This is a genomic window from Pseudoalteromonas sp. AWM4_233 (assembly GCF_056158285.1).
Genome location: NZ_JBSWSZ010000001.1, coordinates 605,472 through 626,166, shown reverse-complemented (window position 1 = coordinate 626,166; position 20,695 = coordinate 605,472). Strand labels below are relative to the sequence as shown.

Genomic DNA, 20,695 nt, shown 5'->3' with positions numbered 1-20,695 from the left:
AAACTCCATTGTTATTTAGCCTATTTTTCATTTTGTTGTATTGATTTAGGTTACAAACTAAAGTTAGCAAACATTATCAAACGGCCTTGCATTACCTTATCAATGTCGCTGAACCATCACCTTAACTTAGATTTTGAGTGAACCCATGAACCATAAACTTATTACCAAAAATCAGTATGAGCAACGCTTGCTTAGAGTTATCGACTACATCTATGAACATGTGGATGGCGAGCTGGATGTCAATGCACTTGCTGATGTGGCCTGTATGTCTAGTTATCACTTTCATCGTATATATCGTGAATTTTCCGAAGAGACCATCAATGTCACGGTAAGAAGAATGCGGTTATTAAAAGCAGCGGCGTATTTAGTGCGTAGTGACTTGTCTCAACAGCAAATTGCAAAACAGGTTGGCTATGGCAGTGTTGAAGCTTTTAACCGAGCGTTTAGTAAACACTATCAAGAAACACCAAACCAATATCGTGCAGCAAGAGCTGATAAGCAGGTGACCGTGCTTTATCCAAAATCAGATAAGGAATACAAAACCATGTATCAAGTTGAACAACAAACAACACCCGCGCTTTCTTTAATCGCCATTGAGCACAGCGGTGACTATATGCAGATAGGCCAAGCATTTGAAAAGCTTTCAATGATGGCTGGCAAACTCGGTTTAATTAACGATAAAACACGCTACTTTGGCATTTACTACGACGACCCTAAAACCGTTAAAGCAGATGAGTTAAGATCAAAAGCCTGTATTACGGTTGATTCAACTACCCTCCCAGAACAGCATGAATTTGAAGTAATGAGCATTCCAGCTTCTAACTCTGTGTCTTTATTATTTAAAGGGGATTATCCAGAACTTGAAAAGCCTTATGACTGGTTGTTTGGTGAATATTTACCAACTAGCCAATATCAATTAAAAGACTTTCCACCGTTTGAAGAGTACTTAAACGATCTGCGAGAAGTTGCACCGCAAGACCTGCTTACACGTATTTATTGCTTGGTAGAGTAATCATTAAACTAGGGTGTTAAATTAATCAAACACCCTAGTTTTCTTTCACGAATAGCGCTTATAGGTTCTACTGCATGCAACGTTTCCTTTTACATCATCTGAAACCCACGTACCCAATAAAGAAAATCAGTATTTACAAATAAATAACATTCTATAGTATCAGTTTCGTGTGTTTAAAAAGCATTCAAAACTTATATTAATAAATGAAAGGAAATCAAAATGATTAAAACAACATTAATCGCACTTGCAACCTTATTTGTCGCTTCTATGTCGCCAGTTTCAGAAGCTCGCACTGCAACTTATGTATTTTGTGAAAAAGGTGGACAACTGGCTTGGTATGAAGAACATTACAACTCGCGTTCTGCTCAGGCTGCATACTACCGCTGTGAGAATGAAGGTGGCTCACCGAGAATAGGGTATTTCTAAATTCATATACTCAGTTGTTTAGTAATGACACAAGGGGAGTAAACTCCCCTTTGTAACGAACGAGCTAAACAATACTACCCAACTCACCCGCTTCATACTTAGCCACAACATCATCAATTTCTTGTTGCGTTGTCATGGCAAATGGACCTTGTTGAACAAACGCTTCTTTGATTGGTTCGCCCGACATCACCACAAAGTGACTTTGTTTAGACGCTGTACCTCTCACAGTTAATTGTTGTAACTGCTCAAAAGTGAGTGCAATTGATAACCCTTGCTTTAAGCTTGCCCAATAACCACCTAACTGATACTCAATATCGCCCTCTACGGCATATAGCCAAGTATTAAATCCGCTTTGAACTTGATGAATAAACTGAGCTTGGTTATCAGCATAACCATCTAAAATAGTCACAGGCCAAACGGCATTGTCTTGTGAAGAGTGTCCATTACTTTCTCCTAATACCAAACGAATTCTATAACCTAGCCCCTCAAGAGTTGGCATGTCTTCACGCTTTATATGCAGTGAACTTGGTGCTGCATGTTTTAGCTTTGCAGGTAGGTTTACAAAAACCTGTAAGCCATGAATTTTGGCCCCCGGCCTTGGCGCTTCATCATGAATTGCACCGCTACCGGCATTGAGCCAATATAAATCCCCCGCTTCAATATCAAAGTCATTGCCCAGCGAATCACGGTTATTAAACTTTCCCTCAGTGTCTTCAAACAGTACAGATACCGCTGAGATACCGGCATGAGGATGTGCGCCAAAGGTCGGTACTGTCATCGTATAATGATCCGCCATGATCAAGGGGTCCATCACACCGTTAAATTGTTTGTGGCGAAAGCCTAAACCGGTAAAGCCTTCGCCAATATTAAGTGGGTTACCTGTCACTGGTGAGAAATCAATTGTTTCATTTTTGTTTTCATAAGTCGTCATTTTACTATTTCCTGTTGAACTCTTTGCGATGAAATAACTATAACAACTTGGAATTGGCACAAAAATAGACAACAATCGAACTTACCGTTCCATATTTAGAACAATCTAAAGTATTCATGAAATTAGACCTCAACGACTATTACTACTTCGTACACGTCGTGGAAAAGCAAGGTTACACGGCTGCGGCTGTAGCACTACAAATGCCAAAGTCTCGGTTGAGCAGACATGTCGCACAGCTTGAAGCCCGCCTTGGAGTTAGACTACTGCAACGCACTTCTCGACATGTCGCGGTGACACAAGAAGGCCTGCACTTCTATGAGCATGCTCGTAAGCTCGTTGATGCCATGGAGCTGGCTGAGTCTGCCATGAAGAATACCCAAGGTGAACTCTCTGGCAAAGCTGTGATCAGCTGCTCAACCGGAGTTGCTCAATACGCTCTAGGGGAGTTATTGATTGAGTTCGCCGAGCGACATCCGCAGGTAAAAATAGAACAGCGCGTTTCAAACAGCATGACTAACCTGATCGCAGAAGGCGTCGATTTGGCAATTCGGGGGCATAGCTGTGACCTACCCGACTCAAGCTTGATCCAACGTTTTATTGCACGAGTCGACTGGCCGTTATTCGCCTCTCCCGCTCTGTTAGAAAAAGTGACATATTTAAAAGATGCCTCTGACTTGGCTCAGCTCAACTTCTTAAAGGTTGGTCGCTTTAATCAAGCGAACACCATTAACCTCCTTGATGGCAATGGCCAAAACATATCGCAAACGGTGATAGCCAAACTTTGCTCTGAAGATATGAGCACACTCAAACGCGCAGCCGTTGCTGGGCTTGGTGTTACCTCACTGCCTAATTATGTCTGCAAATCAGAACTAAAAAGCGGAGAACTTGTTCGTGTATTGCCTGAATACCTAACACAAGCAGCAAATTTAAGTTTAGTGATGCCATCAAGGCTTGGTGTTCCCGCCCACATTAAAGTATTAGCCGACTTTATTCGTGACAAGCTACCCAGTGTGATGAATGGGTAACTAAGCCTGAGTAAAAGCTTTGTCATAATCTTTAGACATACTTTTAAGTATTGCTATTGGACTGTGACTTCAATCACCTAGCAATGATCTATGTTAGGCTTTTGCAAGTAGAAACTTAAATCAGCATAAAATTATGTTCTTTGATATTTCAACCTAGGATCCTCAGCTTGAATATACATACCCAGCAAGAAATAAAACAACTCGTCGTATTTGACCTTGATAGAACTTTGCTTAACAAACACTCGCAGCTAACACCATTTACGCTTAAAACACTTCGAGAAATGGACAAGCGAGGTATTCACTACACCATTGCCACAGGCAGAAGCTTTTTATCTGCAGAAGACATTTTAAAGGGTCACACTTTTTCTCTGCCTCAGATATATACCAATGGCGTTGTTACTTATTGCCCGACACAGCAGCGTTTTAGCTTTGATAATTGTTTAGGCCTCGATGAAGCATTAGCTGCAACTGAAGTAATGATATCGAACTCTGCGCACCCATTTATTAATGCACTCAACGACCAAGGAGAGCGCATTGTTTTTCACGGCGAATATAAAAACCGATTTGAACAAGCCTTGTTAGAGCAATTTGGGTTATCACCAAAAACGCGCATGTTGCCTTTAAGCAAGTTGAATCACGACTTTCAAATTACCAATATCAGTATGATTGGCCCGCGTGATGAAGTTATTTCAGTTCACAACACCATTGATGAACTCAACCATTTAATCGCTTATTCAGGGCAAGCCATAGAACATGAGGCGTACCGCTGGATAGATGTGCATCATGTAAAAGCGACCAAGGGTACTGCAATCGCTAAATTAAAAGAGTTACACAATATTGAATCAATCATTTGTTTTGGTGATGGTGACAACGATTTAAGTATGTTCGAAATTGCAGACGAATGTTATGCACCAGAGAATGCTAACATTGAAAATAAACAAGCCGCCACTGCTGTGATAGGTCACCATAACGAAGATGGTGTGGCGAAGTTTTTAACTCAACGCTTTTCACTGTAAAGCGTATGATTATTTAGGCTAAAAAGCCGTAACTAGCCCCTATTTTTGCTACTTTGACAGGTAATATCCTGTTATCCTAAAAGGAACTTGGATAATAATAATTCTTATGGAGTAAGAATATGAAAAAACTAATATTAGCAGCAGTCACGGGGACCGCTGTTGCCTCTGGCGCATATTTTGTTTCTAACCAAAACAATTCATACACCCCATTACCACAACTAGATTATGTACCTGCCGATACTGTCTTTTTTTGGTCGCAGCTTGAAGGGTTTCCATACCTTGAATATCTAGACGTATTGCCTGATGCATTCAAGAATACGCATCAATTTGATGATCTAGTTGAGCTGATGCAGCAAAGCGATGCCTCTAGCAATGAGCGTTTCTTCGTTAGACTTATGGAAAGCTATACTAAGAGCTTAAATTCATCAGAAGCCTTTGCCAAAACGTGGGGCGCTGACAATGACTTTAAAATGTTAAGTTATTCAGTGGGGCTTCTGCCTGTCGGCAGAGCTAAATTAGCCAATGTTGAAACCTTTGTACAAACGATTAAAACAGCCGCAGAACAATCTGGTGTGCGTTATGAAACGGCTGAATTAGCTGGCCTGCCTATTACCCGCTTTGTTATCGAGCAGGGAGATGAAAAGCTATTTGATATTGTTGTCTCAACCAAAGGTGACTGGGTCACACTCACTTTAGACACGGCCTTTAATACCGAAGAAGACTTAAAGGTGGCACTGGCAGCCACAAAGCCAGCAAAAGCACTCAGTGAAACGAATCGTGTTGAACAATACATTAATGACTATCAATTAGATGGCCAATCTCTTGCTTACCTTGACACAACCCTTCTAGTTGATGCCCTTACTGCGAAAAACCCGCAAAGCAATACCACAAGAATGCTTGATGGTTTGCTTGCTTTATTAGGGAGTGAAGACGACCTAGCACTCATCCGAAATGAAGCTTGCCAACAAGATTTTGCTGATATGGCTAGTAATTGGCCTGCGATTGTATCTGGTACACAAAAAGTTGAAATCACACATAACTATGCTGATATTCAAGTATCTACTGTATTCGCATCGACAGACAAGAAAGTGCTTGATGCGATGAGCAACGCTCGCGGTTTTATCCCTGAGCACGCAAAAAATATGGGGGAGGCGATGATTTCTTTTGCATATGGCCTCAATGCGTCGAAGATTTCCCCTATGGTTAATACAGTGTGGGCACGTTTTGCTTCGGCTGAATTTAGTTGCCAACCTCTCGTTGCAGCGCAAGCGCAAAGTAAAGACGCCAACCCTGCGGCACTCGCAATGATGACCGGCATGCTTGGCTCTTTGAAGGGTGTCAGTGTAAGTCTTTTTGATGTCGAAATTGTGGAGCATGCGCAAAACCCTGGGCAACCTGATTTCAAATCACTCAATGTACTTGCGACAATTTCTGCCGATGATGCTGAAGCTTTATTTAATATTGCGAAAAGCTTCGAGCCTACACTCGCAGGAGTCACCTTACCTGCAGATGGCTCTGCCATTGAAGTAAATGAGTTCCTTCCTGCTGGGTTTGAGTTAGATGCACCAATCTACCTTGCATTAAAAGGTAATCATTTAACTTTTTACACTGGAGAGCAAGGCAAAAAGTTTGCTGACACTTTAACTAAACAAACCGTTGAAGCAAACGGCATGATGGCATTTTCAATGAATTCCGATAAATTCTTTAAAGCACTCTTAAAGGGCGCCGAAATTGCAGGTGAAGAATTAGGTGACGAATTTGAACAGTTCATTGGTCAAAATACACAAATGCAAATTAACCTTGATGTTGCAGAGAAAGGGGTGGTTACTGACACCCAAATTATGATTAAAAAGCTGTAACTCTTCGAGTACCGTCACTTTGTGTAGCTTTCAAGCTCACACAAAGTGACGTCTTTTAAACATATTTAGCCTTACCGTTTCACTACACACACCAAACAACTTCCAACCGTTTACTTTTTATAGTCAACGCGACTCCACAATCATTGCACATTTCAATGCTGCAATGTCTGCGTTCAAAACAGAGCGCAGGTAAAAGAATGAATAAACCACCTTTTGGAGCACACTCTGTCCAACCTTTAGGACAGCATATCACGGTCGATATTTTTGAAGCGTCAAATCTTGTTGGCGAACAACATATTGAAAACATGATGATTGACTGCGCTAATGCAGCTAAAGCCACAATTTTAAAAACACACTTACACCCATTCGAAACCAATGGTGGCGTATCTGGCATGATCATTTTGGCTGAAAGCCATATTTCTATTCACACATGGCCTGAATATCACTTTGCAGCCATGGATATTTTTATGTGTGGCGATGCAAATCCTGAACTCTGCTTATCAGTTATTGAGCAATGCTTTAAACCTAAGAAAATGATGATAAACACTTTAACGCGAGGCGGTAATGTCAATCGCTTAGGTCAGTTTGAACCATTGTTAAATCCGCAACTAAATACAACACTCAAAACCGCATAACAACACGGAGTATGCACGCAATGACTAAAATTAAATGGCATTATGAACAGATGACAAGTGGCGTTCACGTGGCACTTCGTTCAGAAAAAGAATTGGCAAATGTAGAAACTGAGTTCCAAGACGTTAGCATCTTTGAAACTCGTCACTTAGGTAAAGTGATGCGTATTGATGATGGTATTCAAGTGACAACCCGCGGTGAGCATATCTATCACGAAATGATGGTCCATGTACCAACTTTGGTACATAACAAAGTGAAAAATGTATTAATTGTTGGCGGTGGAGATGGTGGTAGTGCCCGCGAAATACTAAAGCATCACGACGTAGAAAAAGTCGTTATGCTTGATATTGATGAACAAATTATTGAGCTTAGTCGCGAGTTTTTACCTGAAATCAATAACGGCGCCTTTGACGACCCAAGATTTGAACTGCGCATTGGCGATGGCGCGGAAATTATTCCACAGTACAGTGACTGCTTTGATCTGATCGTGCTAGATGCAGCCGACCCAGATGGCGGCGCTTCAGAAACCTTATTCACACAAAGCTTTTTTAATAACTGTCTATCTGCACTTAAATCAGATGGTATCTTAGTTGCGCAAGGTGGCACACCTTACTTCGAACCTTATATGATGCAATCAATGGTGTCGCGCTTAACTCAGGCCTTTAATAACCCTGCAGGTATTTATATGGGTGGATGTTTTGATTACTTTGGTGGCTCTCATGCTTTTATCTGGGCAACGCGCAGCGGCACCATTAATACGTTATCACTCGAAGAGATTGAATCTCGCTTTAATAAAGCTGATATTCAAACTAAATACTACTCACCAGAAGCGCATTTTGGCTCATTTTTCTTATCAAAAGACATGCGTGAGTACGTAAATCAAGCAGTAAAATGTGAGAATGTCGATCAATTGTCGATGCCAGAAGCTGGTGATTGGGATGACTATACACCAGAGACATCTCATCTCTAAAAAACGCGCTGCAGGTTTATAACACCATGTGCAGATGCGTATAGATAAGCGATTTAAAGCCACTGAGATAGGGTTAAAACCACCTCAGTGGCTTTACTCATTTAATCCTTAAGCATTCACCTCAAGTGCCACATTTCGCTCTTAGGTATCACACAATTCGATGAAAGCACTATTTACACTATTTGAAAAACTAGGCCACAAAGACACCTTTGACAGTCAGTTACGTGAGACCGCTCATAACTTTGCCTTTATTCGTCAATGCACTAAAGAATTTTCTGGGTGGATAGTCATCGCCTTCTGTATTGCTCTTTTCGGTGGGGTATTACAGATTGTGACGTTCGATTTTTTAGGCGATCTTATTGATTGGCTAGACATGACGCATGATCGTACCCAATTGAATGAGAAAGGGCTTGAACTCACACTGGTAGCCTTCACCATTGCCGTTATTATTCCGCTAATCACGCTGTTAAAAAACCTTATTTTTCAGCAACTACTAGGTCCTAATTTACAAAAGAATACCCTTATAAAGTTGTACAGAACTTTAATTGCCTCCCCTGCGAGCTATCACGAAGAGGATGACCCCGGCGAAACAGCCATTGTCATTGTCGATACCTCTGAAGCCATTATTGATACTGTGTTGCAGTTTTGTGGTGTCGCAGGTTTCTTACTGGCCTTTTTAGGAGCATTACTACTGTATATTGGTAATATTGATGGTTGGCTTGTAATCCCTTTTATCGCTTGGACAAGCATATTTATCGCCCTATTAATTGGCCGGTGGATCCCAAATGCAAGAATCACCAACCGCTTAGAAGCACAAAGCTGCGCGGAGATCACTGGAAAATTTACCGAGCGCTTTGCTCGGATCCGCACCGTTAAAATGCTCTCTAACTCGCAATACGAACAAAAGTTTGCTGAAAAATGGGCAAACAGACATCGCAGAGTGGTGGCAAAAGAGTTTCGCGTATTCTCAAGTTTTGCCTCTATGGTGGGTCTACTCAATGGCGTATTAATTGTTGGCACTGGCATACTATGTTTAGAACTCTGGACGAATAACAGTCTCACCATTGGTGAGTTTTCAATGGTTTTAGCCCTCGTATATCGTGTGATTTCTCTATCTGAATGGTGCCTAGAAGAGTTTGATGCTTTCTTCGTGTCTTGGGGTCAAATAACAGTTGGAAGAAATGTCATCAATGAATTCCTCGAAGAGGTCGAATATGATGAAGAAGAAGGAACTTTCCGTATCAGCCGAGGCAAAATTACGTTTAAGAATGTCGAGTTTGGCTATGAAAATAAAGCGCCTTTATTCAGCGATTTCTCTTTAAAAATAAAACCCGGAGAGAAGGTGGGGATCATAGGCCCATCTGGTGCAGGCAAATCATCATTACTTAATATGCTCAGCGGTATCGACGAAATTGAAAAAGGCGCAATTTATATCGATGGCAAAAATATTGAAGACTATGAAACAGGCAGTATCTGTGGTGAGATTAGCTTTCTCAATCAAGACATCGGGCTATTTAATCAAAGTATCTACAACAACGTTGTATTTGGCTTAAATCACATAAAAAAAGCAGATGTATACCTAGCACTTGAAAAAGCCAATGCTTTGAACTTTGTACTGCAATACAAAGACGCACAGGGTCGACAAGGGCTTGATGCTTTTATTGGTGAAAATGGCGGACAATTATCAGGAGGCCAACGACAACGTTTAGCACTTGCCAGAGCCATTTTAAGAGATAAAAAACTGCTCTTGTTAGATGAAGCAAATAGCGCGTTGGACCCTGCCCTAAAAGCCGAATTCATTCATTCTTTAAAGACACTTATGAAAGGAAAAACGGTTATTTCAATTGCCCATTCCTATGATGTGCTCACAATGATGGACCGCATTATTGAAATTAAAGATGGCAAGATTACTAGAGACGGAAAACCAGAAGAGATTCTCACTGCTGTAACTTAATTTAAAACCAGTTTCGATAAGATTAAATCGCTTATAAAACCAAAAAGGTCAGTGAATTATGTCACTGACCTTCCCTTCTTGCTCGTTACCTTATCAAAGATTTTTAATACGAATAGAGCCGTTATTACTCGACAGTGTAACTTTGGCCTTGCCCGAACCTATTTCGCCAGACAGCGTTTTGCGGTTCGAACGACTTTTATCTACCTCTAAACCAAAGTTATTGCTAATTGAGCCATTATTCGATTTGGCTTTAATGCTGGCATCAATCGAATCAGGGAAATAAACCGTAATCGACCCATTTTGCGATTCAACATCCACATCTGTCAGGTCTGTTAATACATCGCTAAACGATAATTTAACAGAGCCATTGTTGCTCTCTACACGCGTATTACCAGCAAGCCCTGTCGCCACCATGCTGCCATTATTTAAAGATGCATTAACAGCTCCGGTCACGCCTTTGATAGATAACGAACCATTATTTAGCTCTACGTCATCTAACTCAATGTGCGCAGGCACATTAATAAAGTAATCTACCTTGGCATAGCCGTTATTATTCCAGCCAAACTGCTTAGCAAAGTGCGTTTCGATATCAATGATATTGCCTCTTTGTGATAGCTCAACCTCAACCCTTTCCCTGCCCTCTTTGTCTTTACTGTAGATAGTTGCAGTTACAAGCACTTCGTCCTTGTTCCATGCTTCAATCTCTACTTTGCCATTGATATTTTCGATTTGTAATTGCGTGCCTGCATCTGCAGAGAACGTCTTCTCCACAGTTTCAGTGTAACGCTGACCGTTATGAGCAAATACACTTACAGAAGTTAGTGCACAAAGCGCGAATGCTAAAGTTGGTTTTAATAAGTTCATGGCCTTTCCTTTCTCTTAATCACCTGTATTACCCAATAAGACGCAACCCGTAAAGGAAAGGTTTAAATAAAGTGCAAAGAGTTAATGACAGCAAGCGAAGCGAGCACATTCTCTTTGCGCAAGGTGAAGAAAGCCATCTTAACAAGCGATAAGATATACATCTTGCGGAGCAAGATTACTTTTGCGCAACGTGAAATAAGCAATTTTAAATAACGCTGCGATTAACTCCTTCGAAGCAAGGTTATTTTGCACAAGGGCGACGAGCGACCGAAACGAAGTTTCGCAGCGCGAGGAGGTGAGGGTATGGATACCCGATGGGCGTAGCTACATGGATGTAAACAACATAGCCTTAAAACTTTTCATTTTCAGTGCGCGCAGCAAGACTAGCGTTGAGCGTGAGGCCAAATCGTGCAAAATACACTTTGCGGGCAACATTACTTTTCGCATCATAAATAAACCACTCTCATAGCCGCCAAGATAAGACCCTCATTTACCCGATAATTTCTCTAACTGCGTTCTATACTCACAACTTCCCTCTAACGTCTCTCTGATGTGTACTTTAAATTCATGCAACTTTTTAATTTTATTATCAATCTCTTGCTCTTTTTGCTTTAAGAAACTACTCATTTCAGACATAGTCAGTTGCCTTGAGAATAACAAAGCGGCTAGTTGCTTTATTTCTTCTAAGGTAAAGCCAAGTTCTTTTGCATGCTTTATCAAATTAAGTTGCTCAACATGGGTATCAGTATAATTTTTATAGCCATTTAAGCCTTTCTCTACATTGCTTAATAATCCCAGCTTTTCATAAAAACGAATGGTGTCTTTGCTCAGTCCTGTCTTTAAACATATTGCTTTAATTCTCATAACCCTCTTGACCATAGAGTGTACTCCACGGTTTATGATAGAAATAAAAGGAGCGAATATGAAAATAAATTTCACAATTTCTTGTACAGACGATAAGAAGCTTGCCGCTTCTAAATACACACCTGACAAAATAAACACTCATAAACTCATTGTGATCAACTCAGCGTTAGGCGTTAAACAGTCTTTTTATGAGCCTTTGGCTATGTACCTGAGCGAACATGGATTTACTGTCATAACTTGGGACCCAAGAGGTATCGGGTTATCGAGCCAAAGTAATATTAAAAACGATCAATCAAAATTAAGGGAATGGGGGCAATTAGACTTAACAGCGCTTCTAGATTTAATCGCGGCAAAGCAATGGGCTGATTGGCAAAACATTACGCTAATCGGCCATAGCGCTGGAGGTCACTTAATTGGTTTATGCCCTCGCATCAAATACCTTCAAAAAGTGATTTTAATTTGCTCAGGCACGTGCGCCTGGCATTTATACCCAAAAGTCCACCAGCCCAAATTGTTACTTGCATGGCATCTTGTTTTTCCGCTTTTATACAAAACCATTGGCTATGTGCCAAATAAATTTGGCATTGGTCATGCGCTCCCAAAAGGTGTCGCTCGAGATTGGAGAAAATGGAGCTTAGATAAAAATTATTTATTTGGAGATAATAGCCTTGGGGAGCACTTCTACGCGAGTTACAAAGGCCAGTTAGATGCAATTGGTTTTAGTGATGATAACGGGTTTTCACCTAAAAAAACTATAGACGATTTAGTAAAGCGTTTCACCAGCGCCCATTCAAAAATAGAGATTTTTGAACCCTACCAGTTTCAGAGAAAATCAATTGGCCATTTCGGATTTTTTAAAGCGAACAATGAACACATATGGCAGCAGCTCATACTCAGTAAACTGACTTAAAACATTTAAATATGAGCAAGCTAAGTGAGCAGAGTGAAACTCCGCTCATAGATTAGGTGCGATAAAGCACTTTTAGCACATGCCAACCAAACTTAGTTTTAACCAACTGCGGCGTTAAAACTTCACAAGAAAAGCAGACTTTATCAAATTGCGGAACCATGGTTCCGCGTCTGAACTCTCCTAAATCACCGCCCTTTTTACCAGTCGGACAGTTAGAATACTTCTTTGCTAAAGTCTGAAACTTAGCGCCTTTTTTTAATTGCTTAAGAATGTCTTCTGCTTGCTCTTTATGCTTTACCAAAATATGCAATGCATGTGCTGTACTGGCCATATACTCTCGATTTACAACTTAAAATTAACTCTAATAATATTGTGTATTATAACGAAAAATCATGACCACACTAACTTATGATTGCGCTACATTACTCAGTAAACAACCCAAAAGGTATGACTAACCCAACTTGTGCTGTTGTGTCTCGCTCTAACGACAAAAATACATCTACATTCACACCAATACCGATAAACTTACCAAATGTGGCAGAGGCATGAAGTGGAATACCTATACTTGACCCCTCTTTTAAGTCACAGATATCACTAGAGCCTAACAAGCCATCCTGATAGTGCTCACAGTTTTTAGACCATGTACCATCGCCGTAACCTAACCCAGCACCCGCATCAACATAACCCCAGCTATAAGGTATAGAAACAAATCGAGTGACGCCATACACTTTAAATTCAGCATCATGGCGTGTCTTTGTCACTCGATTCAAATTTGTGGTCCCGAAGAATTCTTTTTCCGTGTAATTTGAATGAACAAACGCCCAACCTTTGTCGTTGTCTCTTACTTTAATTTTAAACGAGCTGCCATACTGAAGCCCTTCACTGTATTCCAGCCAATATCTATCATATTCAGCCTGAGCAGCTGTAGAGAGTAAACATAGGCCTATTGCTGAAAGTAATTTTTTCATGCGTCCTTTCTTCCTTTTAAATATTGTTGAGGCTCAAAGGCATAGCTGACGTCCAGAGAATCGATGCTACGCTTATGCAGAAGACCAAAACCACCCATCATTATTAATTGATAAATAGCAATGATTCACGCGCGCAAATATAACAGCCACACCAACTTAGGTACAAGTGATAACGTGTGCAAAATACACGTTGCGAAGCAAGGTTACTTTTGCGCAAGGTGAAGTAAGCAATTTTAAAAAGTGCAAAGACATTCTCAGGCTACATGGACGTAATACCACACCAACCCATTTTCAACATTGATTTTAACAATACTAAAGCAAGCTATTTTAAAAACTACTGACAGAGCATATAACTTCATATATGTCACAAAACACCAATCTTTATTTCAAACTTACTTTGCGCTGTGAAACCCTCGCCTACAAACCAAAAGGCCGTAAGTATGTTACGGCCTTTTAATGACAAATAAGTAATTAACCTGAACCCTTTATAAATAAAATGAATTGCCCCGCTATAACTTCGCGCCATTTAATTTTGCCAACTGCTGCTTAGCTGAAGCGAAGTTTGGGTCTATTTCTAATGCTTGCTTTAAAAGTTTAGTCGCAGCCCTCTTTTGACCATTTGAAATTAACGCTTCAGCCAGACTATCTAATGCATTTGGCGATTTAGGAAAGGCTTCAACATTTAATTCAAAAGCAGCAATTGCAGCTTGAACATGCTCTTCTTGTAACAATACATAACCTAGGTCATTTAATTGACCTTCAGAGAAATCATATCCTGCGGCTTGCTCTGCCTTTAGTTGATGATACCTACTCAGTGCCTTGTTGATATCTTGCTTAAACACGCCATAAAGCACTTGTGAAATAGGCTGCTTAATAAATTCATATGTCTGACCTGCCAAAATCGCATCAACAGCTTTTTCATTGGCATCCACACTGTCATCTTGCCCATTATTCGTCAGTAAAATAATTGTGCGATTATCTTCAATTTGACGTGTATAAATCGATTTAAATGCACGCCAATGACCACTGTGCCCCACCTTTTGCTGATTAAAAGCATCTGGTTTTAACATAAACCCAAAGCCATATTCTTTGGTTTTGCCATCAGTTGTTTTAGTCAATTGCGTAGCCGCTTGCCAAGTCTTTGGGCTTAAAAGTTTATGACCATGTAACGCTTGGTCCCAAGCATAGAGGTCACTGGTTGTTGAATAGATCCCTCCCATTCCTTCGATATCAAAAAATGGAATTTGGTCAAATGTACGTTGAGTGCCATTAATTTGCTGACGAAAACCGTATGCACGCTCAGTTAATCTATGCTCAGTTTTGCTTGTACGGCTTACCGACTGTGTCATTTTAAGAGGTGTAAAAATGTTGCTTTGTAAAAACTCGCCATAACTTTGCTTTGAGATCTTAGAAACCAAAGTTGCCAGAACGACATATCCGGTATTACTGTAACGCCACTGAGCGCCTGGCTGAAACATCATCTCTGGGGCTTGCTCAATTAATGCATCTAGCACGGTGTTTTGGTCAAGACTCGCTGTGACTTTCCCCTGACGGTACAAACTTGTTAAATATGGCATCATATCAGCAATACCAGATGTATGATTAAGCAGATGTTTGATGGTGATCTGCTCATAAGGAAAATCAGGGATATGCTGAATGACTTTATCTTCAAAATTAAGTTTGCCCTGCTCTTGTAGCATCATAATTGCGACCGCTGTAAACTGCTTCGAAATTGAGCCAATATCGAATTGATGTGAAGTTGAAAGCGGCGTATCAACTTTATGATTAACACCCATAGCTTGGTGATATAACACTTTTCCGTCTTCAGCCACCAAGAAACTTCCATTACAAAGTTGCGCCTTATGACACTGTTTAAAATAGGATTTTAATGTTTCAACTCTTGAGTCCTGCTCAGCCATTGCTGATTGACTGCTAAAAAACATAACACTGCTTACTAAGCTAGAAAGGATAAACTTGTTCATATTAGTTCTCGATTATTATTGAATTCGTAGTGATCAAATAACAAGTATCAGACCAACATTTTAAATGTTACTTATCAAAAACTTACATATAGCCTTATTCTTTATACCTTTTTTAATGTCGCTATATCGGAACATAAAACATGTGCGGTGTGTCACTTTCGGGACACACTTTGAGGCCACTTAAGAGTGTATTTACAGCAATATAATTTGTTGCTTATGTACCAAAATCGACACTGTCAAACCAAAGATAAAATGAATTACCTCTAAATAAACTAAACAGAGGTATTCCCATAATGAGGGGGATCATAGTGCTGCGATTTTAGTTTTGATCGAACGAACTCACATTTCGTATCAAAAGATTAATCATGAGGATGAGATTAATGAGAATACGCCACAAACTCTGCGCACAGTGCCAACAAAACAAGCCTGTTATGTACCGATGCCGCTATAACGGCAACATTGAATGGCAATTTGTCTGTGGCCCTTGCTTACTCGTCATCAAGAAGCAGTATTGCGAAACATATCAATATGGCGGGACTTGGAAAGCAAAAAAGAAGTGATCACTTTCAAAAACTTGACGCTCGTAGAACTATACTAAGATTCAAGTAGACAAAAGCATGTTAACCACTGTTTTTAAAATAAATATCTTAAATCAATTCTCATCAAATACTCTGGTTTGAAAAATGCATATAGAAATTAAACTCACTTATGCATGACACCACAATGAATAAAAACGAAAACACAATTTATGTTTTAAGCGGATATGCTAAATGTGCAACCGCTAACAATGGCAAATACAAGCTAGGCAATAAACACTCTATAGGCTTACTAACTACAGATGAAAACTATCAAGACAACATCAATAAGCATGAAACTTTCATTAAAAATTTAGGATGGGATTCTATTTCTTTCTGTTTGGTTGAAGAAGTTGAAGACATTAACACTTTGTCGAATGATGTTTTAATCTCAAGCTTTATCCGCGCCAAACAAAACGGCCAGTCTTTAGTAGTAAACGATCTACCGATCACTGTGCATTAAATCGTGCAAAGGGTTAATGACAGAGAGCGAAGCGAACACATTCTCTTTGCGCAAGGGTGACGAGTGACCGAAACGAAGTTTCGCAGCACGAGGAAGTGAGGGTATGGATACCCGATGGGCGTAGCTACATGGATGTAATACAGCACTGCTCTTAAATTTTTCATTTAAAGTGCGCGCAGCAAGACTAGCGTTGAGCGTGAGGTCTTGGATGGCCGAACCGGACTCAGGCTACATGGATGTAATACAACATCAATCTATTTTTCAACATTCGTTTTGCGCAAGCTGAAATAAGCAACTGTAAAAACTGATACAGCCAACCCCCGTGAAGCTGATTTACTTTTGCGCGGGGTAAACCCGCGCCTACAAAATCTGATCTCTTTGAAGGCGCTGGCTTTATATCGCGCTTTTTGACTTAGCGCTCACCAAACTCCACTATGTGCACAGTATCTACTCACTGATTTTTTGGTACTCAACATCTTGCCAAATCAGACTCTTTACCTGCTTTGAGCTGTCATCAAACTTCACATTAATCGGGCTCAATGAACTAAACGGCGTGCTTTGCTCCAACATTAAAGTTGAAGAGATTGCTGTTATATCAAACTCATAGTCGAATTGCTTACCTTTCAAGTCTCCATTTGAAGACATTGAAATGGCCAGTTTACTATACTTATCATCACCTTGATAATTACCCACCAGCCTAACCAAGTCAGCTTTTGTTGCTTGATAATTTTCTGTACCTGATTGCTGAGTAAACTTTGCTAGCGTGTCACTATTTTTTTTCACTCTTCTATTTAATAACCAATCAATTCGCTCTTGGTAACCCTGCTGACGAACATTGGCCATATGCTCAGCTTTTTCATGCTCTGTTAAATACTGGAAAAACTGCACCATGGTTCTGCTGGTTAACCAACCCGTCATATTATCTGAATTAGAGAACACCCCAATTCCCACACCTAAGTCTGGAGAAAATGCCATCATAGTACGAGCGCCTGTATAACCTCCACCGTGGGCATACAGGGTGTGTCCATAAATATCACAAACACTCCACCCTAGCGCATAACCATGACATGGCAACTCATAAGGGTTTCTGGCTTTGGGATCTAATTTCGCCACTGGTGTATGAGCCAGCTTCATAGTCTCAGGGTTAAAGCCTGACTTATTGGCCAGCTCCGGGCTTAACTGTAACTGTAGCCATTTACCCATATCATTAGCCGAAACCACCAAGCCCCCCGCTGACTGCATTTTACCGTCTGTTTTAGGCGGCACTAAATGCCAGCCTTTTTCTTCACCTTGCCAGATATGATTCCAAGATAGGTGCTTCATTGAAAAGTCTGAAGTGCGCGCAGAGCTATTTGCCATATCCATCGGCGTAAAGATTTCATCTTGTAGCCAATCTTGCCAAGCTTTGCCCGTGGCTTGATGCAAAATTGCACCATAGATATTGTAACCAAGATTAGTGTAGTCGTAGCCCTCTTCGCGCTTGCTTGCATGTTTTGCGATTAAGGCAGGATAATCTTTATAATCAACCTCTGTCACATAAGCTTCTAAAATAACAATCTGATCGGCGTCAATAGGAAACTGGTGAGTCAATAAATCTCGTAACGTCCACTGGTTAGGATCAACCCCTTCTGGCAGGGTGATATTTGGCCAGTGCTTGGCAATGGTGTCGTCAAGCTTCAATATGCCTTGCTTATCTAACTTAGCCGCCAGAAGACCCAGATATGCTTTAGTTTGAGATGCGATATATATCGGTGTATCGACCGTCAATGGCAGTTTAGTGTCGATATTTCTAATGCCTTGAACATGATTTAGCAGCACTTCATCTTTGCTGACAGCTACGATTGCATAACCAGGCCCGAGGTTTGGCACTTTACCAATAAACTGCTCTAATTTATCAGCGGCTTGCTGTGGCGTGATAGCATAGCTCAACTGGCTCACACCTAATAACGTAGATAGTAAAATAGCCTTGCTTTTTGTATACATGACTCACTCCTTAGTTCAAAAAATATCAGCAACAGCATAGCCATTGTGCTCGCTATTTTATTGTATAGATTTAACCTGCAATTAATTGTTTGAGTTGTCGTGGTGTAAAACCAACCTCTTGCTTAAATAATCGTGTTAAGTGACTTTGATCAGTAAAGCCGCTGTCATGCGCAATATCAACGAGCATTTTGTTTTTTGATAAAAGGCGTATTGCACGAGATACCTTACAGCGCTGCTGATATAGGCTAGGTGTGCAACCAAAGTGTTTGTGAAAGCTCCGCGAAAAGTACACAGGATGAATGCCAAGCTCTGCTGCTAACTGAGTTAGATTAAGATTGTCTGGCGCATGTTCAATATATTGTTTGGCTTTTACGAGCCAAGACACTTTATGGCGTTCAGAAGCTAAAGCAGCCCCTTGTCTAATTGCCAGCAAATCCCACAATAACTGCTGCTGAAATGACTCATTATTTATCATCATTCCCTGTACTGACTGCTTAACCATTTGCAGCAACGGCTTGGCAGTTAATGGCTGCCAATGCCAATCAATATCTATACCATCAGCATATTCAACAAAAGTTTGCTTGCTAAAGTTCAATGAGAATATCAACGCTCCTTGCTTTCCATATTGGTTAGCATGACCAAACTCTGCGGGTTTAGTACATAAACTTGGTGTGAATACGTGTTGCTGCTGCCTGTTATCAGACTCAGCCAAAGCGCCGGATAGAACAATTGATACCTGATGACCTTGATGCTCATGCATCGCCATTTCAGTATTTGCGGGGTAGTAAGTTAAGCTCGCATACTGACCAGACGAAATATCGACACGCTTTTGCTTTACTTCATTCATTTGGATTATAGGTGTAGTTCTGATGCTGTTAGACTAATTAAAAGCCCTCTTAGCCGCAATCTCAACTATGTAACAGTTTATTCTATCGTGCAAAATACACGTTGAAGGTGCAAAGGGGTTATGACTGCGAGCGCAGCGAGTACATTCTCTTTGCGCAAGTTGAAATAAGCTATTTTAAAAATTGATAAAGCCAATACTTGTTAGGCTAATTCACTTTAGCGCGGGATAAACCCGCGTCTACAAACCCAACCTTTACTCCACTGTAGGCACCGACTTTATTTCGCGCTTAACCAACCAGCGCAAATCGAACAACTTACGCAATCATAAAGCTACCCTACTCAGCCTTAACTAAATATCGGTTAGCATGCTTTAAACTTTGCAAGTCATTAAAGCGCACACCATGCTCAGCCATAACCGGCTGTATCTTCTTGCTGATTAACTGACGAATATAAAAAGGTTGATTGGGCACAAAATGATGAATGGTATGCGTACGACCAAAATCAAAACAGAACAGCTGGAAAGGCAAAAACCAGCGGCTGTTGATCACATGCGTTTGCTCTAACAAGTTGGTCACACCACCGTAGTAATGCATTGAAGAAGTCACAAAGTTCAGCGACGTTGAGCGGATCATGTTCGGTACAATCAGTACCACCATTAAAAACTCAGCGACTGAAAGTATATCCGCGCCCCAAACTGGTAGTTCAAATGGCTGAATAAATTGCACTACATGATAAGCAATCACGCCATATAAGATCGCAAAATAAGCCGAGGTGATAGGAAAACCGGCATTAAACACCTGTAGAAATTTAAAGCCTTTAATCTCTTTGCTAAAACGCTTGGAGTTAATCAGTAAACCGAGCAATCCATCCATAATCACCACCGCTCTTAAAAATGGCGACTTAATGCCATTACCGACTAAGCGTTCTTCTAAATCTTGCTCAGTGCCTGACACTTTGTGATGGTGTAGGTGAATTTGTCTACGATACCAAGGGTTCACCGTATTAGGGCGCATCAACCACACAGTCAGCATCATAAAATTATGTATAAATGGTCGATTACTAAAATACTGTTTGTGAATTAGATCATGCTCTAACTCATGGGAGATAGACGTGATTAAAGCCGCTAAAATAATACATAACCACGCAGGTATAAGTGAAAAATAATACAGCGTACCAACGCCAATGAGTGAAAAAAGTGACAGCAACATCATTGCCATCGCAATGCTATTTTGCTGGTTAAGAATAGGAAAACGGGCTCGGAGAGATTGCTCTTCGGCTTTAATCGCAGTCACAATGCTTTTTATGTTCTGCTTCGCGGTTAATTTTGACATTAAAAAAATAGCTAACTTTTTGGTGCCGAGATCATAGCGTAAAGGCAACATTCCCTCGACTAAATGCGGTGGAAATAAGTGCA

Annotated in this window: 19 protein-coding genes; 10 read left to right on the top strand and 9 right to left on the bottom strand. The window is 40.6% G+C overall.

The window, feature by feature from the left end; all coding sequences use genetic code 11:
• The first annotated feature begins 145 nt into the window (after positions 1-145).
• Positions 146-1,012: an AraC family transcriptional regulator gene (locus ACXAC4_RS02680; RefSeq protein WP_475158821.1), complete on the top strand. Its 867-nt coding sequence runs from the start codon at positions 146-148 to the stop codon at positions 1,010-1,012.
• Between the two features lie 219 nt (positions 1,013-1,231).
• Complete coding sequence (locus tag ACXAC4_RS02675) at positions 1,232-1,438, top strand: hypothetical protein (protein ID WP_475158819.1); 207 nt, start codon at positions 1,232-1,234, stop codon at positions 1,436-1,438.
• Between the two features lie 64 nt (positions 1,439-1,502).
• Here ACXAC4_RS02675 and ACXAC4_RS02670 read toward each other — a convergent pair whose 3' ends face one another.
• The gene (locus tag ACXAC4_RS02670; RefSeq protein ID WP_475158816.1) at positions 1,503-2,369 is read right to left on the bottom strand and encodes a pirin family protein; all 867 of its coding nucleotides are present in this window, start codon (positions 2,367-2,369) and stop codon (positions 1,503-1,505) included.
• Positions 2,370-2,485: 116 nt separating this feature from the next.
• On the opposite strand from ACXAC4_RS02670, the gene ACXAC4_RS02665 reads away from it, so the two are divergent.
• The 6 genes from ACXAC4_RS02665 (at position 2,486) to ACXAC4_RS02640 (ending at position 9,826) form a co-directional block, all read left to right on the top strand.
• Complete coding sequence (locus ACXAC4_RS02665; protein ID WP_475158814.1) at positions 2,486-3,394, top strand: LysR substrate-binding domain-containing protein; 909 nt, start codon at positions 2,486-2,488, stop codon at positions 3,392-3,394.
• A 167-nt stretch (positions 3,395-3,561) separates the two neighbouring features.
• Positions 3,562-4,410 carry an HAD family hydrolase gene (locus ACXAC4_RS02660; RefSeq protein ID WP_475158810.1) on the top strand — a complete coding sequence of 283 codons (849 nt, stop codon included), beginning with the start codon at positions 3,562-3,564 and terminating at the stop codon, positions 4,408-4,410.
• A gap of 119 nt (positions 4,411-4,529) precedes the next feature.
• Positions 4,530-6,269, top strand: coding sequence for a hypothetical protein (locus ACXAC4_RS02655; protein WP_475158808.1), 1,740 nt, complete (start codon positions 4,530-4,532; stop codon positions 6,267-6,269).
• 197 nt (positions 6,270-6,466) lie between these two features.
• On the top strand, positions 6,467-6,904 hold the full coding sequence (gene speD / locus ACXAC4_RS02650) for an adenosylmethionine decarboxylase (RefSeq protein ID WP_475158806.1): 438 nt from the start codon (positions 6,467-6,469) through the stop codon (positions 6,902-6,904).
• 20 nt (positions 6,905-6,924) lie between these two features.
• On the top strand, positions 6,925-7,872 hold the full coding sequence (speE, locus tag ACXAC4_RS02645; RefSeq protein ID WP_475158805.1) for a polyamine aminopropyltransferase: 948 nt from the start codon (positions 6,925-6,927) through the stop codon (positions 7,870-7,872).
• Positions 7,873-8,032: 160 nt separating this feature from the next.
• Complete coding sequence (locus tag ACXAC4_RS02640) at positions 8,033-9,826, top strand: ABC transporter ATP-binding protein (RefSeq protein WP_475158803.1); 1,794 nt, start codon at positions 8,033-8,035, stop codon at positions 9,824-9,826.
• Between the two features lie 93 nt (positions 9,827-9,919).
• Here the strand turns inward: ACXAC4_RS02640 and ACXAC4_RS02635 are convergent, their stop codons facing one another.
• Together ACXAC4_RS02635 and ACXAC4_RS02630 are read right to left on the bottom strand one after the other, a co-directional pair.
• Positions 9,920-10,690: a DUF4097 family beta strand repeat-containing protein gene (locus ACXAC4_RS02635; protein ID WP_475158802.1), complete on the bottom strand. Its 771-nt coding sequence runs from the start codon at positions 10,688-10,690 to the stop codon at positions 9,920-9,922.
• 486 nt (positions 10,691-11,176) lie between these two features.
• Positions 11,177-11,554, bottom strand: coding sequence for a MerR family transcriptional regulator (locus ACXAC4_RS02630; RefSeq protein ID WP_475158800.1), 378 nt, complete (start codon positions 11,552-11,554; stop codon positions 11,177-11,179).
• A gap of 58 nt (positions 11,555-11,612) precedes the next feature.
• Between ACXAC4_RS02630 and ACXAC4_RS02625 the strand changes: the two genes are divergently transcribed.
• Positions 11,613-12,464, top strand: a complete 852-nt coding sequence (locus ACXAC4_RS02625; RefSeq protein ID WP_475158799.1) for an alpha/beta hydrolase family protein — start codon at positions 11,613-11,615, stop codon at positions 12,462-12,464.
• A 52-nt stretch (positions 12,465-12,516) separates the two neighbouring features.
• On the opposite strand, the gene ppiC is transcribed toward ACXAC4_RS02625, so the two are convergent.
• The 3 genes from ppiC to ACXAC4_RS02610 form a co-directional block, all read right to left on the bottom strand.
• Positions 12,517-12,795 (bottom strand): peptidylprolyl isomerase PpiC, encoded by a 279-nt coding sequence (gene ppiC, locus ACXAC4_RS02620; RefSeq protein ID WP_138479960.1) that lies wholly within the window; start codon positions 12,793-12,795, stop codon positions 12,517-12,519.
• Positions 12,796-12,886: 91 nt separating this feature from the next.
• Positions 12,887-13,432 carry a hypothetical protein gene (locus tag ACXAC4_RS02615; RefSeq protein WP_475158797.1) on the bottom strand — a complete coding sequence of 182 codons (546 nt, stop codon included), beginning with the start codon at positions 13,430-13,432 and terminating at the stop codon, positions 12,887-12,889.
• 509 nt (positions 13,433-13,941) lie between these two features.
• A complete protein-coding gene (locus tag ACXAC4_RS02610) occupies positions 13,942-15,414 on the bottom strand; it encodes a serine hydrolase (RefSeq protein WP_475158796.1) in 1,473 nt (490 codons plus the stop codon).
• 723 nt (positions 15,415-16,137) lie between these two features.
• Here ACXAC4_RS02610 and ACXAC4_RS02605 point away from each other — a divergent pair.
• Positions 16,138-16,452, top strand: a complete 315-nt coding sequence (locus tag ACXAC4_RS02605; protein ID WP_475158795.1) for a hypothetical protein — start codon at positions 16,138-16,140, stop codon at positions 16,450-16,452.
• 447 nt (positions 16,453-16,899) lie between these two features.
• Here the strand turns inward: ACXAC4_RS02605 and ACXAC4_RS02600 are convergent, their stop codons facing one another.
• The 3 genes from ACXAC4_RS02600 to ACXAC4_RS02590 form a co-directional block, all read right to left on the bottom strand.
• Complete coding sequence (locus ACXAC4_RS02600; protein WP_475158793.1) at positions 16,900-18,435, bottom strand: serine hydrolase domain-containing protein; 1,536 nt, start codon at positions 18,433-18,435, stop codon at positions 16,900-16,902.
• A gap of 70 nt (positions 18,436-18,505) precedes the next feature.
• Positions 18,506-19,282 (bottom strand): helix-turn-helix domain-containing protein, encoded by a 777-nt coding sequence (locus ACXAC4_RS02595; protein WP_475158792.1) that lies wholly within the window; start codon positions 19,280-19,282, stop codon positions 18,506-18,508.
• Positions 19,283-19,616: 334 nt separating this feature from the next.
• On the bottom strand, positions 19,617-20,612 hold the full coding sequence (locus ACXAC4_RS02590) for a fatty acid desaturase (RefSeq protein WP_475158790.1): 996 nt from the start codon (positions 20,610-20,612) through the stop codon (positions 19,617-19,619).
• Between the last annotated feature and the right edge of the window lie 83 nt (positions 20,613-20,695).